Source organism: Pseudomonas sp. B16(2017) (assembly GCF_002113205.1).
Lineage (GTDB): Bacteria > Pseudomonadota > Gammaproteobacteria > Pseudomonadales > Pseudomonadaceae > Aquipseudomonas > Aquipseudomonas pharyngis.
This window is the reverse complement of record NZ_NEKA01000005.1, coordinates 128,936-141,819: the sequence shown is the minus strand read 5'-3', so window position 1 is coordinate 141,819 and position 12,884 is coordinate 128,936. Positions and strand designations below refer to the sequence as shown.

General features: G+C 58.7%; 13 protein-coding genes and 1 pseudogene. 8 read left to right on the top strand and 6 right to left on the bottom strand.

The annotated features are described in order from the left end of the window. The first annotated feature begins 3 nt into the window (after positions 1–3). From CAG25_RS10315 to CAG25_RS10305, 3 genes are all read left to right on the top strand, one after another. Positions 4–195, top strand: a complete 192-nt coding sequence (locus tag CAG25_RS10315; RefSeq protein WP_085611324.1) for a hypothetical protein — start codon at positions 4–6, stop codon at positions 193–195. A 102-nt stretch (positions 196–297) separates the two neighbouring features. Next, entirely contained in the window at positions 298–672 is a 375-nt protein-coding gene (locus tag CAG25_RS10310) for a hypothetical protein (RefSeq protein ID WP_085611323.1), read from the top strand. A 196-nt stretch (positions 673–868) separates the two neighbouring features. Continuing rightward, positions 869–1,222: a hypothetical protein gene (locus tag CAG25_RS10305; protein WP_085611322.1), complete on the top strand. Its 354-nt coding sequence runs from the start codon at positions 869–871 to the stop codon at positions 1,220–1,222. Positions 1,223–1,229: 7 nt separating this feature from the next. Here the strand turns inward: CAG25_RS10305 and CAG25_RS10300 are convergent. After that, a pseudogene (locus CAG25_RS10300) lies at positions 1,230–1,418 on the bottom strand (FCD domain-containing protein); the annotation flags it as partial. On the opposite strand from CAG25_RS10300, the gene CAG25_RS10295 reads away from it, so the two are divergent. Further along, complete coding sequence (locus CAG25_RS10295; protein ID WP_256575339.1) at positions 1,383–1,646, top strand: hypothetical protein; 264 nt, start codon at positions 1,383–1,385, stop codon at positions 1,644–1,646. The pseudogene CAG25_RS10300 and the gene CAG25_RS10295 overlap by 36 nt on opposite strands. 103 nt (positions 1,647–1,749) lie before the next feature. Beyond that, positions 1,750–1,953 carry a hypothetical protein gene (locus CAG25_RS10290; protein WP_085611321.1) on the top strand — a complete coding sequence of 68 codons (204 nt, stop codon included), beginning with the start codon at positions 1,750–1,752 and terminating at the stop codon, positions 1,951–1,953. A gap of 31 nt (positions 1,954–1,984) precedes the next feature. On the opposite strand, the gene CAG25_RS10285 is transcribed toward CAG25_RS10290, so the two are convergent. The 4 genes from CAG25_RS10285 to CAG25_RS10270 all read right to left on the bottom strand — a co-directional run bounded on the left by CAG25_RS10285 (position 1,985) and on the right by CAG25_RS10270 (position 6,502). Then, positions 1,985–2,731 carry a FadR/GntR family transcriptional regulator gene (locus tag CAG25_RS10285; RefSeq protein ID WP_178076455.1) on the bottom strand — a complete coding sequence of 249 codons (747 nt, stop codon included), beginning with the start codon at positions 2,729–2,731 and terminating at the stop codon, positions 1,985–1,987. Between the two features lie 131 nt (positions 2,732–2,862). After that, entirely contained in the window at positions 2,863–4,590 is a 1,728-nt protein-coding gene (locus tag CAG25_RS10280; RefSeq protein ID WP_085611320.1) for an ABC transporter ATP-binding protein/permease, read from the bottom strand. Positions 4,591–4,686: 96 nt separating this feature from the next. Beyond that, positions 4,687–5,247 carry a response regulator transcription factor gene (locus tag CAG25_RS10275; protein WP_085611319.1) on the bottom strand — a complete coding sequence of 187 codons (561 nt, stop codon included), beginning with the start codon at positions 5,245–5,247 and terminating at the stop codon, positions 4,687–4,689. Continuing rightward, a complete protein-coding gene (locus tag CAG25_RS10270; RefSeq protein ID WP_085611318.1) occupies positions 5,240–6,502 on the bottom strand; it encodes an ATP-binding protein in 1,263 nt (420 codons plus the stop codon). The genes CAG25_RS10275 and CAG25_RS10270 overlap by 8 nt, the downstream gene beginning before the upstream one ends. A 656-nt stretch (positions 6,503–7,158) precedes the next feature. Between CAG25_RS10270 and CAG25_RS10265 the strand changes: the two genes are divergently transcribed. Beyond that, positions 7,159–7,875 (top strand): SIMPL domain-containing protein, encoded by a 717-nt coding sequence (locus CAG25_RS10265; protein WP_064593362.1) that lies wholly within the window; start codon positions 7,159–7,161, stop codon positions 7,873–7,875. 185 nt (positions 7,876–8,060) lie between these two features. Here the strand turns inward: CAG25_RS10265 and CAG25_RS10260 are convergent, their stop codons facing one another. Continuing rightward, a complete protein-coding gene (locus tag CAG25_RS10260) occupies positions 8,061–8,420 on the bottom strand; it encodes a DUF6124 family protein (protein ID WP_085611317.1) in 360 nt (119 codons plus the stop codon). 846 nt (positions 8,421–9,266) lie between these two features. Here CAG25_RS10260 and CAG25_RS10255 point away from each other — a divergent pair. Then, positions 9,267–10,868, top strand: a complete 1,602-nt coding sequence (locus CAG25_RS10255) for an ABC transporter substrate-binding protein (protein WP_085611316.1) — start codon at positions 9,267–9,269, stop codon at positions 10,866–10,868. 260 nt (positions 10,869–11,128) lie between these two features. Continuing rightward, the gene (locus tag CAG25_RS10250; protein WP_064593358.1) at positions 11,129–12,754 is read left to right on the top strand and encodes an ABC transporter substrate-binding protein; all 1,626 of its coding nucleotides are present in this window, start codon (positions 11,129–11,131) and stop codon (positions 12,752–12,754) included. Positions 12,755–12,884 lie beyond the last annotated feature (130 nt).

The window sequence follows — 12,884 nt, the reverse complement described above, 5'->3', positions numbered from 1 at the left end:
TCGATGACCCTCAAATTGAAACTGGAACTGGCCTCGGGCCAATCGTTGAAAGGGGCGCCGCTGCAATTGCTGCGCGATGGCGTGGCTATCGCCCGCGCGTCGGTGGATGCTCATGGCCAGGCGACTTTCGACGTCAGGCCCGGCCCGGGCAAACTGGCGGTCAGGGTGGATCGTTCGATTCTGCCCCGGAGCTGAAATGCCCGGACAAGATTGCCCCGGCGCGCCTCAGCGATTCGCCGGGTAAAGTGCGACGACTGCCGCGAAGGATCGCGGCAGATCTTTCAAGGAGAGCGAAACATGACGTTTGCCGCTGCACACCTTCCACAATTCCCCGATCACGCCAGCGACTCGATCATCCTGCGGTTATCGACTCTGGATGACGACCTGATCGTCCGTGTACCCGATGGCCAGAACACACCGCCGAACTGGGATGTGTACCCGATCCTCGGTGATGACCCGGAAGAGCCTGAATGGCTTGGTTTGTCGGAGCCGACCGGCGTCTGGGATGACGTACTCGATGACATGGTTGGCCTGACCGGGATCGAACTGAGCATCCCGAGATTCGAGCTGGAAAAGTACCTGAACAGCACCGTTGAACTGCGCTACAAGTTTGCTGATGAGGCCAGTCTGGAGCCTTCCTCCGAACCGTTGACGCTACATATAGAGACCTGAGCCAGCCGTTTTCCCGCAGACCAGGCATACCTTCCCGAACCCATCGACCGTTCGTCGAAACTGTTATTTCTAATAGGTGCCGTGCACATCCATTCCCGGCTTCAATCGCTGAGGAGTTAACGAACCGGCTCCGTCAGCCCAACAAAATGGCTGCGTTCTGAACAGGGTTCAAATGGATGTGAAAAGGAGTTTGATCATGACTGCACAAGTCAAAGCCTTGGAGGCACCGGATCTCGAAGAAGCCGTGAATGGTGTGCTCCACGTTGGCAAACTGAAGGGAGACGCTCACAGTGTTGTGCCGCCTTTCTCCCAGGCCGCTGTTGGCGACGTGATTAACATGCACGTAAGGACCTCGACCGGTAACGAATGGCAAGGGACCCGTGTACTGACCTCAGCCGAGGTGGGAAGGCCAGTGATCTTCGCCATCTCCAAAGATGTCTTTGAGAAAAAACTTGTTCCCGGTGCGAAGGCCGAATTGCATTACACCGTCACCAGAAACAACGGTAATGCTGAGTCTTCCCCGTTGCTGACAGTTCAACTCGAACGATAAGCAACAATCACCCCTGCGCCTGTGCCTCTTCATGAGCCTGGCGCAGCCGTTCGCGGCTGTTGGTCAGGTGCAGGCGCATGGCCGTACGAGCGGCATCGGAATCCTGACGGGCGATGGCGTCGTAGATTTCCTCGTGCTCGCGACTCAGGCGATTCATGTAGTGCTGCTGATCGTCATGGGCCAGTCGTGCCGAGTTATAGGTGACGCCCCGGAAGAGCCCGAATGGCAGGGTTTGTCGAAACCGACCGGCACTTGGGATGACGCCCTCGATGACATGGTCGGCCTGACCGGGATCGAACTGAGCATCCCCAGATTCGAACTGGAAAAGTACCTGAACAGCACCGTTGAACTGCGCTACAAGTTTGCTGATGAGGCCAGTCTGGAGCCTTCCTTCGAACCGTTGAAGCTCTACGTTGAAGCCTGAGACCCGCCAGCACCGCTCGTCGAAACTGTTAGTTTTTACAGGTGCGCCGACAGAATGACTGCTCCTAGGCTGAGACTCAATTCTCAGTCCAGGAGCTGCAATCATGAAAGTGACCTACACGCTCAAGAACCCCGTGGGCAATCGGCGGTATTTCATGTTCGACGGGATTATCTTTAAGACCGACATTCTGAAATTCGAGGGTGTCGACCAGCAGTACATCGTCACCAAAAGAACCCTGGTTGTGCCCTTCGATATCGAAGAGCCCATCACCGATGTCATGCTCGAGACCGAGGTTTATAAACCTTGAAACAATCGACAACTCGAACGATAGGCAACAATCAACCCTGCGCCTGCGCCTCTTCATGAGCCTGGCGCAGTCTTTCCCGGCTGTTGGTCAAATGCAGGCGCATGGCCGCGCGGGCGGCATCGGAATCCTGACGGGCGATGGCGTCGTAGATTTCCTCGTGCTCGCGACTCAGGCGATTCATGTAGTGCTGCTGATCGTCATGGGCCAGTCGCGCCGAATTCAGGCGAGTACGCGGAATGATGCTGGTGCCCAGGTGGGTCATGATGTCGGTGAAGTACCGGTTGCCGGTGGACAGCGCGATTTGCAGGTGAAACTGAAAGTCCGAGGCCACCGCATCGCTGGCGTGGGCCACGCTTTCATTCAACGCATCGAGGGCGGCGCGCATCGCGGCCAGTTGTTCGGCGCTGCGACGCTGCGCGGCAAGGCCGGCGGATTCGACTTCGAGGCTGATACGCAATTCGAGAATGGCCAGCACGTCACGCAGGGTGACCACTGTAGCCGGATCGATCCGGAAACCGCTGGGGCTCGGGGTATCGAGCACAAAAGTGCCGATGCCATGACGGGTTTCCACCTGACCTGCGGCCTGTAGCCGGGAGATCGCCTCGCGCACCACGGTGCGGCTGACACCATGGGCTTCCATGATCGCCGACTCGGTGGGCAACTTGTCGCCACGCTTGAGCAGACCGTCGCGGATCTGCTCGGTCAGCACCGTCACCAGTTCTTGAGCCAGGCTGCGGCGCTTGCGAGGGAGGCGCGGGGTGTCGATCAGGTTTTCCATGGTCTGCATCTTGTCTCGAAAATTCGGCTTGTGGGCATCATAGCTCAAGCGGGTTGTACGATCACTTTCCGTTTCCACACAAAACCTGTGGGAGCTGGCAAGCCAGCTCCCACGAGGAACGTATGGATATATCAGGCGGTCACGGTCTGCTCGACCAGATGCCCGCCATCGATCCGCACATGCCGTGGATGGAAGCGCTTGAGGCTGCTGCGATGGCCGACGCTGACGATGCTCAGGCCGGGCAACTGATCGATCAGCGCCTGATACAGCGTGGCTTCGTCTTCTTCATCCATCGCCGACGTCGCTTCGTCCATGTACAGCCATTGCGGTGCGTAAAGCAGCGCGCGGGCGAAGGCCAGACGTTGCTGTTCACCCGGCGACAACATGCGCTGCCAGTGGTTGGCCTCGTCCAGTCGCGCGACAAGATGCGGCAAACGGCAAGTCTCCAACACCTGTGCATAACGCTCGGGCGCGTAGGTGTCGCCCGGTTGTGGATAACTCAAGGCATCGCGCAGCGTGCCAATTGGTAGATACGGCTTTTGCGGCAGGAACAGATAACGCGAAGCCGGCAGGCGAATGCTGCCGTGCCCGGCCGGCCACAAATGGCCCATCGCCCGCAGCAGCGTGGATTTACCACTGCCGGAACGACCGCTGAGCATCACCCGATCGCCCTGCTCCACGGTCATGTCGGCGCTGGTCAGCAGGTGACGACCGTCGGCCAGATCGAGGCCGAGGTTACGAACCTTCAGCTCATCGCCCTGATTCTGCACGTCGATGGCCGGTGCACGTTCTTCGTTGTCGGTCATCGCCTGGCGGAAACTCAGCAGACGATCACACGTGGCGCGCCACGCGGCGAGATCCGAATACGCGTTGATGAACCAGCTGAAGTTCTCCTGCACATTGCCGAATGCCGAGTTGATCTGCATCAGCTCACCCAGTTCGATCTTGCCGGTCAGGTAACGCGGGGCCGCGACGATGAACGGGAAGATGATTGCGATCTGGCCGTAACCCGAGGTGAAGAACGTCAGGCGCTTGGACACCCGCATGATGTCCCAGAAGTTGTGCCAGACCAGCCCGAAGCGGTTGCTCAGACGACGATTCTCGTTCGGCTCGCCGTTGTACAGCGCAATGCTTTCGGCGTTCTCACGTACCCGTACCATGGAGAAACGCAGGTCAGCTTCGAAGCGTTGTTGTTGGTTGTTCAGACCGATCAGGCGTCGACCGATCAGGTGCGTCAGCCAGCTGCCGACTGCCGCATACAACAGCGCACACCAGAACATGTAGCCGGGAATCTCGATGCCGAACACTTCGATGCTGCCGGAGACGCCCCACAGAATGATCGAAAACGACACCAGGCTGACCACCGTGCGGATCAGGCCCAACGCGAGACTCAAGGTGTTGCTGGTGAAGGTATTGAGGTCTTCTGAAATCCGCTGGTCAGGGTTGTCGGTGTAGCCGCCCTGCTCCAACTGGTAGTAATTCTTGTGCCCGAGCCAGCGCTTGAAATGGTTCTCGGTGAGCCATGCCCGCCAACGGATGGTCAGCATCTGCGTCAGGTACAGGCGATACACCGCGCCGAGAATCGCCACCGCCGCAATGCCGCAGAAATACAGGATCAACTGCCAGAACGCCGCCTCATCCTTCTTCTGCAGGGCGTTATAGAAATCCTTGTACCAACTGTTGATCCACACCGAGATCGCCACGCTGAACAATGTCAGCGCGATCACGGCGATCAGCAACGTCCAGGCCTTGCCCTTCTCTTCGCTGCGCCAGTAAGGCGTGGTCATGGCCCACACCTTGCGAAAAAACTGCCCGCGCACAGTATCGTTGACCGCGGAATATTCAGCGTTCTGATTCATGGAAAAGGCTCGATAAAGAAAAGAACAGACACGCACCGATCATAGATGATCGGTGCGTTTTATCGCGAGGGCTGGCGATGGTCGTTCAGCGCAGGTTCAGCGACGAACCGGGCGCTTCTGCAGTTTGCGCTGCAGGGTGCGCCGGTGCATGCCCAGGGCGCGGGCAGTAGCGGAAATGTTGCCTTCGTGCTCGGTCAGCACGCGCTGGATATGCTCCCACTGCAGGCGATCTACCGACATCGGATTTTCCGGCACCAGGCTGTCGAGGTCGGCGTGCTCGGAGAGCAGCGCTGCCAGCACGTCGTCGGCATCCGCCGGTTTGCACAGGTAATTGCACGCGCCGCGCTTGATCGCCTCGACCGCGGTGGCAATGCTCGAATAACCGGTGAGGATCACCACGCGCATTTCCGGGTCCAGCTCCAGCAGTTTCGGCAGCAGGACCAGACCGGAGTCGCCGTCCATCTTCAGGTCCAGCGCGGCATAGTCCGGCAGATCGGCCTGAGCGATGGTCAGGCCTTCCTCGGCGGAACCGGCGGTGCTGACGCGAAAGCCGCGGCGCGCCATGGCCCGGGCCATCACTCGGGTAAACGTCGCGTCATCGTCGACCAGCAGCAAATGCGGCAGTTCTTCGCCTTCGACTTGGATTTCTTCACTCATGTTGGTCTCCTCGGGCGCCGTGAGGCAGGCGCAGCTCGGTGAGCGTGCCGCCTTCCTCATGACTATAGAGTTTCACTGAGCCGCCGGCGCGTGTCACGCTGGCCTTGCTCAAAAACAGGCCCAGGCCGAAACCTTTGCCCTTGGTGGTAAAAAACGGTTTGCCGATCTGCTCGGCGATGGCCAGCGGCACACCGGCACCATGATCGCGGATGCTGATGGTCAGGTCTTCGGCGGTCCAGTCCAGGGTCACCTGAAGGTTTTCCGGGCAGGCGTCGGCGGCGTTGTTCAACAGATTCAACAGGGCCTGGGTCAGATCCGGCGGCGGCGCCACACGCGGCAACGGGCCCTGGCCCAGACGCTGGAAGCGATAACTGGCTTCCGGGCGCATCAGATGCCAGCGGTTGAGCGCCTCGTCAAGCCACTCGGTAACGTCCTGCATCTCCACCGCCATCCGGCGATTGGCCTCGGCAGCACGCACCAGTTGTTGCAGAGTCTCCTTGCAGAGCTTCACCTGATCCTTCAGAACCTTCAGGTCTTCCTGAAGCATCGGGTCGTGATGATCCTGCTGCATTTCGTTGAGCAACACACTCATGGTCGCCAGCGGTGTGCCCAGTTCATGGGCGGCACCGGCGGCCTGAGTCGCGACGGCCAGCAATTGCTGATCGCGCAGGCCTTCTTCCCGGCGGATCGCGCGCAACTCTTCCTGGCGGCGCAGCTCTTCAGCCATGCGCGCGGCGAAGAACGTAATCACTGCCGCCGCCAGGGCAAAGCTCAGCCACATGCCGTAGATCTGCAGGTTCTCCCGGGCGACCGGCAGGGTTTCCAGCGGATAGAAATGTGTCAGCATCAATGTGTACAAAGCCAGCGCAATGCCCGACAGCACCACCGAATAACGCCACGGCAGCGTCACCGCAGCGATGGTCAGCGGCACCAGATAATACGAAACGAACGGGTTGGTCGAGCCACCGGAGAAATACAGCAAGGCACTGTGGATAACCAGATCGCAGGCCAGTTGCAACGCGTATTCGAGCTCGGTCACCGGCCACGAAGTGCGCAGGCGCACGGCGGTGAACACACACAGCAGAATCGAACAGCCGAGGGTCATCACCAGTTGCACCCACGGCAACGGCAACAAATCCAGCCAGTAGGCCAGGCCCACGGAACCAGCCTGCGCAGCGAGCACCAGGGTGCGGATGAAAGTCAGCCGCCAGAGGTTCTGGCGAGTGGCGGAAGTCAGTTGTACGGGGGCGAGCATGAGCTCTCCTGATGAGCGCTCCAGGCGGATCGCACGGAGTATAACCAAGGCGCGGGCTCGAGAGGCGAAAGTGCGGCAAACGACCACATGGCGCAAAGATTTTCTGCGGCTATAAGGGCGTCTTCGCTATGGGCGGTCTCCGGCGTTGCGCACCGCGACCTGACGCACAAAAAAGCCGGCTATCTGCTCTCGATAGCCGGCTTGTGAGATTCGTCAGTTTCCCATTCCGTACGACCCCTTTGTCTGCAGCATTTTCACGTGATCCCAACCTTCGGGCTCTGATCCAAATGGGCCGCCGACCTCGTTGTTTTTGAGGAAAACCCAATACGAAAAATTGCCTGGACTTCGCTCCTGGAGCCAAACTGAATAACCTTGAGCTTCTGCATCCGCTCGTTCTTGTGCATTCATCTTCAATTTCCTTATTCGCAGTTGTCGTGTTTGCAGCCGAGTGCAATGACGGCTCACAAACATGCTCAATCTGCCGGCGAAATCCGTCTACTGTCAGAACTAACAGGTACACCGCTATATACGACGGACGGCGTGCGCACGTATCTGTATAGAAGTTGTAACTGGGCGAACCGGATCATAAAAGCTAGAGTCTGATGGTTTCACGCAGGCCCCCGAACCATCACCTGCGCCCTCATCAAGGAGCTTTCATGCACACATTTCGCCGCAGCGCCGCCCTTCTCGCCCTGACCGTCGGCAGCATCGCCAGCCTTCCGGCCCTGGCCGCCGATGAGCTGCACTACAACCAGATTTCCCTGCGCGCCGAAGTCAGCCAGGAAGTGGCCCGCGACCTGATGATCGTGACCCTCTACACCGAAGAACAAAACACTGACCCGGCCAAACTCGCCGCCGACGTCAGCACCACCATGAACAAGGCACTGGCCCAGGCCAAGCAAGTCAAAGACATCACCCTGCGCCAGGGCAGCCGCAACAGCTACCCGATCTACGACACCAAGGGCCAGAAAATCACCGGCTGGCGCGAACGCGCCGAACTGCGCCTGGAAAGCGCCGACTTCGCCGCCCTGTCCAAACTCACCGGTGAGCTGCTGACCGACCTGAAAATGGGCGGCATGGACTTCGCCATCGCCGACCCGACCCGCAAGGCCAGCGAAGACAAACTGCTGAAAGAAGCCGTCACCGCCTTCAAGGCCCGCGCCCAACTGGCCACCGACGCCCTGGGCGGCAAGGGTTACAAAATCGTCAACCTGAACCTCAACAGCAACGGCTTCCCACAACCGTACATGCGCGCCCCGATGATGATGAAAGCCGCGGGCATGGATTCGGCGCCCGTCACGCCTGAAGTCGAAGCCGGCACCAGCCAGGTCAGCCTGACCGCTGATGGCTCGATTGAAGTGTTGATGCAGTGATTGAGTGACGGCTGAATGAAAAACCGGCGATCAGTGGTGATCGCCGGTTTTTTTGTGCCCGGGATTTGTGTTGTCAGCTCTGCCGTCATCGCTGGCAGGCTAGCTCCCACCAGTTCTGCGCATTTATTGAAATCGCGCACGACCCTGTGGGAGCGGGCTTGCCCGCGATGAACGATGACGCGGTCTCAAGCACGCGGATCAACCCGGTCCAGCGCGCGGTTCACCGCCAGCTCGGCCAGCATGATGATCTGCTGGATCCCGAGCGCCGTACTGCGCTGCGAACCGCTGAGCTCATTGGCGAAATTGCTCGCGATGGTACTGGCCGAGGCCAGGGACTCGCAGGCATTGGCCAGCAGGCTTTCGGTGTCGACGTTGGGCGTGACCATGTACATCGTGCTCGGGCGCGGTTTGGAAGGATTGGGGCACAGGTAATAGTCGAGGGCGCGTTTGATGGCTTCGCGGTTGCGGGCGAGGTCTTCGGCGCGCATGGCTTCTTCGAGGGGCGTGGGTGATTCGAGGGGTGGGTCGGGTATCAGCTTATCCATGTAGCAATTTCTCCAGGTTATGGAGCCACTTTTCCCGATCTCACTCGAAGAAGAGGTGGCAGCTATGTACGGGGTGAGATCACCGGTATGGATACCCGGCAGGACATTCGTCCACCCGTACACAGCCGCCATAAAGAATCGCTGACAGTCTAAACTGGCGGCGATTATGAAGGGGCTCGCACAAGTATCCAAATGAATAGCCGGGATCTCACTCCCGGTCGCTGAATTGGCAGCGACAACCAAAGACTAGAGAGCGTGCTTCCGACGGACAACCTGAAAACATTGTGGGAAGGTTCGGTGAATCACACACATCTTTAAACATTCGAAAATGGAACGCGGAGCGTCCCGGGCTGCATTCCCACGCGGAGCGTGGGAACGATCAAGCAGTCCACAGTTGCTTTCCGCTTTCCGCTTTCCACCACTCAACACGATGAGCGTTAGCTCGAGTAAAGCTCTTGATCTTTTGGCCCCTTCGGAAGGCTGAGTGGAGGGATTCATCCGGGGGAGGGAGCGCAGCGACCGTGCGGCGAAGCCGCATGCATCGAGAGGAGGTGCAGCGAAGCAAACCGTAGGCGATGCCCCCGGATGAATCCCGGAACGAAGGAACCCCGAGCCCCAGCGAGGGGCCGTACGCCGGGGCCCAAGACCTTTGGTTACTTTGGGGCGTTTGCCAAAGTGACCCGCTGTAAGAGCGGAACCATAAGAAGCCGTTACCGCAGCAACGGATATGTACACAAGCCCAGATATACCGAGATAGACGCATCCCCTCAAAAAACGATATTTCCGAACACCCCCAAATCCCCGCTAACCTCAAACAACAACCACCTAAAAACCCACGGGCCAGACATGCAAAGACTCACCCTGAAACCACTCCTGATCACCCTCGCCCTGGCAACTACCGCACCCTTCGCAAACGCAGCAACAACCCTGGTCTACTGCTCCGAAGCCAGCCCCGCCGGCTTCGACCCCAGCCAATACACCAGCGGCACCGACTTCGACGCCTCCGCCGAAACCGTCTTCAACCGCCTCACCCAATTCAAACGCGGCGGCACCGAAGTCGAACCCGGTCTGGCGACCAAATGGGACGTAAGCCCGGACGGCCTCCAGTACACCTTCCACCTGCGCCAAAACGTAAAATTCCACACCACCGATTACTTTACCCCGACCCGAACCTTCAACGCTGACGACGTCCTGTTCACCTTCCAGCGCCTGCTCGACCCGGACAACGCCTTTCGCAAGGCCTACCCCGCCGAGTCCCCGTACTTCACCGACATGGGCCTGAACACAACAATCAAATCCGTGGAAAAACTCGACGACAACACCGTGCGCTTCAACCTGAACAACGTCGATGCCGCGTTCGTGCAAAACCTCGCCATGAGCTTCGCCTCGGTGCAATCGGCCGAATACGCCGCCCAATTGCTGAAGGAAGGCAAAGCAGCAGACCTCAACCAGAAACCGGTCGGCACCGGCCCGTTCGTGTTCAAGCGCTACCAGAAGGACGCGCAGATCCGCTACGCCGCGAACAAGGACTACTGGAAACCAGAGGACGTGAAGCTCGACAACCTGGTGTTCTCGATCACCCCGGACGCCGCCGTCCGCCTGCAAAAGCTCAAGACCGGCGAATGCCAGGTCAGCGGCTACCCGCGCCCCGCCGACATCGAAGTGATGGAAAAAGACCCGAATCTGCGGGTGTTGAAACAGGCCGGTTTCAACCTCGGCTTCCTCGCCTATAACACCACTCATCCACCGCTGGATCAGCTCAAAGTGCGCCAGGCACTGGATATGGCCATCGACAAACCGGCGATCATCAAGGCGGTTTACCAGAGTGCAGGGCAGTTGGCGCAAAACGCCTTGCCGCCAGCGCAATGGTCGTTCGATCCGAACATAAAAGACGCACCGCATGACCCTGTGAAAGCCAAAGCGCTACTCAAGGAAGCCGGGGTTGCACCGGGTATAACCATCAACCTCTGGGCCATGACCGTGCAGCGCGCCTCGAACCCGAATGCGCGGATGTCGGCACAGATGATCCAGCAGGATTGGGAGAAGATCGGTATCAAGGCCAACATCGTCAGCTATGAATGGGGCGAGTACATCAAGCGCGCCAAGAATGGCGAGCACGACGCGATGATCTACGGCTGGACCGGTGACAACGGCGACCCCGACAACTGGCTGGGCGTGCTGTACAGCTGCGCGGCGGTGAAGGGCAGCAACTACGCCAAATGGTGCGACCCGGCCTACGACAAGCTGGTGCAGCAGGCCAAAGTGTCCACCGATAAATCGCAACGGGTAAAACTGTATCAACAGGCGCAACTGATCCTTAAACAGCAGGTGCCGATCACGCCGATCGCCAACTCCACGGTGTTCCAGCCGCTGCGCAAGGAAGTCAGCGACTTCAAGATCAGCCCGTTCGGTCTAACCCCCTTCTATGGCGTGGGTATAAATAAGTAACACCCGGCCCCAATCCGGCGCGCACAGCGTGACCAATGCACCGTTTTGGGGCTCCATTTGCACCGTAAAAACCGCCCGCAAACGGTCAAATGCGTCAGAAGTTATACGGATGCGACATTAAGGTACGTTCGTGCCACGCTTTGACGCCGCCGAGCGCTCTGGATCTTGCATTGGGTATGGGCCCTGCATAAGTATCCGCAGGCACGACTCACGAGGTCGTACCTCACTACTAAAAAATGACAACAAATCATGAGGCCAACATGCTTAAACACGCGGTCATTCCGTTTTTAGTCGGCGCAGGCTTGTTAGCCTCCGCACCTTTCGCCACCGCTGCGACTAACCTGGTGTTCTGCTCCGAAGGCAGCCCGGCCGGTTTCGATCCAGGCCAATACACCACCGGAACCGACTTCGACGCCTCAGCCGAAACCATGTTCAACCGTCTGACCCAGTTCGAGCGTGGCGGTACCGCCGTGATTCCTGGTCTGGCGACCAAGTGGGACATCTCGGATGACGGCCTGACTTACACCTTCCACCTGCGTGAAGGCGTCAAGTTCCACACCACCCCGTATTTCAAGCCGACTCGTGAGTTCAACGCCGACGACGTGCTGTTCACCTTCAATCGCATGATTAACAAGGATGACCCGTTCCGTAAGGCGTACCCGACCGAATTCCCGTACTTCACCGACATGGGGATGGACACCAACATCACCAAGATCGATAAAGTCGACGACCACACCGTCAAGTTCACTCTGAAAGAAGTCGACGCCGCGTTCATCCAGAACATGGCCATGAGCTTCGCGTCGATCCAGTCCGCCGAGTACGCAGCCCAGCTGCTGAAAGAAGGCAAGGCTGCCGACATCAACCAGAAGCCGATCGGCACTGGTCCGTTCGTGTTCAAGAGCTACCAGAAAGACTCCAACATCCGCTACACCGGCAACAAGGAGTACTGGAAGCCTGAAGACGTGAAGATCGACAACCTGATCTTCGCCATCACCACCGACCCGTCGGTACGTATCCAGAAGCTGAAGAAGAACGAGTGCCAGGTCACCCTGTTCCCGCGTCCGGCCGACCTCGCGGCACTGAAAGCCGATCCTGCGCTGAAGATGCCTGACCAGGCCGGCTTCAACCTGGGCTACATCGCCTACAACGTGATGGACAAGGTCAAGGGCAGCAACGAGCCTAACCCGCTGGCTGACCTGCGTGTGCGCCAAGCGCTGGACATGTCGGTCAACAAGCCACAGATCATCGACTCGGTTTACCAGGGCGCGGGCCAACTGGCCGTCAACGCCATGCCACCGACCCAGTGGTCCTACGACACCACCATCAAGGACGCCAAGTACGATCCTGAGAAAGCCAAGCAGCTGCTCAAGGAAGCCGGCGTCAAGGAAGGTACCGAGATCGTTCTGTGGGCGATGCCGGTTCAGCGTCCGTACAACCCGAACGCCAAACTGATGGCCGAAATGCTCCAGTCCGACTGGAAGAAAATCGGTCTGAACGTGAAGATTCAAAGCTACGAGTGGGGCGAGTACATCAAGCGCTCCAAGGGTGGCGAGAACCAGGGCATGCTGATTGGCTGGAGCGGTGACAATGGTGATCCGGACAACTGGCTCAACGTGCTGTTTGGTTGCGACTCGCTGAGCGGCAACAACTTCTCCAAATGGTGCGACAAGAAATTCGACGGCCTCGTGAAAGAAGCCAAGCGCACCACTGACCAGGCCAAGCGCACCGAACTCTACAAAGAGGCGCAGCACGTCCTCAAAGATGCAGTCCCTATGACACCTATCGCTCACTCGACGGTGTATCAACCCATGCGCGCCAACGTGCAGGACTTCAAGATCAGCCCATTCGGCTTGAACTCCTTCTACGGCGTCAGCGTCAGCAAATAAAAGAGGCAGCGGCGACGTTTTCAGCGTCGCCGCTGTTTTTTTTGCCGAGAAGTAAGGAATTTGCCTACAACCTTTTCCAGCCCGTCTGACCGGGATGGTTTAGGACGTGTCGCCTTTTCCTACGAGTCTT

Excerpts from the sequence above, each read along its gene's own strand:
- CAG25_RS10315 (WP_085611324.1), top strand. The coding sequence starts at position 4 with ATGACCCTCAAATTGAAACTGGAACTGGCCTCGGGCCAATCGTTGAAA.
- CAG25_RS10310 (WP_085611323.1), top strand. The coding sequence starts at position 298 with ATGACGTTTGCCGCTGCACACCTTCCACAATTCCCCGATCACGCCAGC.
- CAG25_RS10305 (WP_085611322.1), top strand. The coding sequence starts at position 869 with ATGACTGCACAAGTCAAAGCCTTGGAGGCACCGGATCTCGAAGAAGCC.
- CAG25_RS10290 (WP_085611321.1), top strand. The coding sequence starts at position 1,750 with ATGAAAGTGACCTACACGCTCAAGAACCCCGTGGGCAATCGGCGGTAT.
- CAG25_RS10285 (WP_178076455.1), bottom strand. The coding sequence starts at position 2,731 with ATGGAAAACCTGATCGACACCCCGCGCCTCCCTCGCAAGCGCCGCAGC.
- CAG25_RS10280 (WP_085611320.1), bottom strand. The coding sequence starts at position 4,590 with ATGAATCAGAACGCTGAATATTCCGCGGTCAACGATACTGTGCGCGGG.
- CAG25_RS10275 (WP_085611319.1), bottom strand. The coding sequence starts at position 5,247 with ATGAGTGAAGAAATCCAAGTCGAAGGCGAAGAACTGCCGCATTTGCTG.
- CAG25_RS10270 (WP_085611318.1), bottom strand. The coding sequence starts at position 6,502 with ATGCTCGCCCCCGTACAACTGACTTCCGCCACTCGCCAGAACCTCTGG.
- CAG25_RS10265 (WP_064593362.1), top strand. The coding sequence starts at position 7,159 with ATGCACACATTTCGCCGCAGCGCCGCCCTTCTCGCCCTGACCGTCGGC.
- CAG25_RS10260 (WP_085611317.1), bottom strand. The coding sequence starts at position 8,420 with ATGGATAAGCTGATACCCGACCCACCCCTCGAATCACCCACGCCCCTC.
- CAG25_RS10255 (WP_085611316.1), top strand. The coding sequence starts at position 9,267 with ATGCAAAGACTCACCCTGAAACCACTCCTGATCACCCTCGCCCTGGCA.
- CAG25_RS10250 (WP_064593358.1), top strand. The coding sequence starts at position 11,129 with ATGCTTAAACACGCGGTCATTCCGTTTTTAGTCGGCGCAGGCTTGTTA.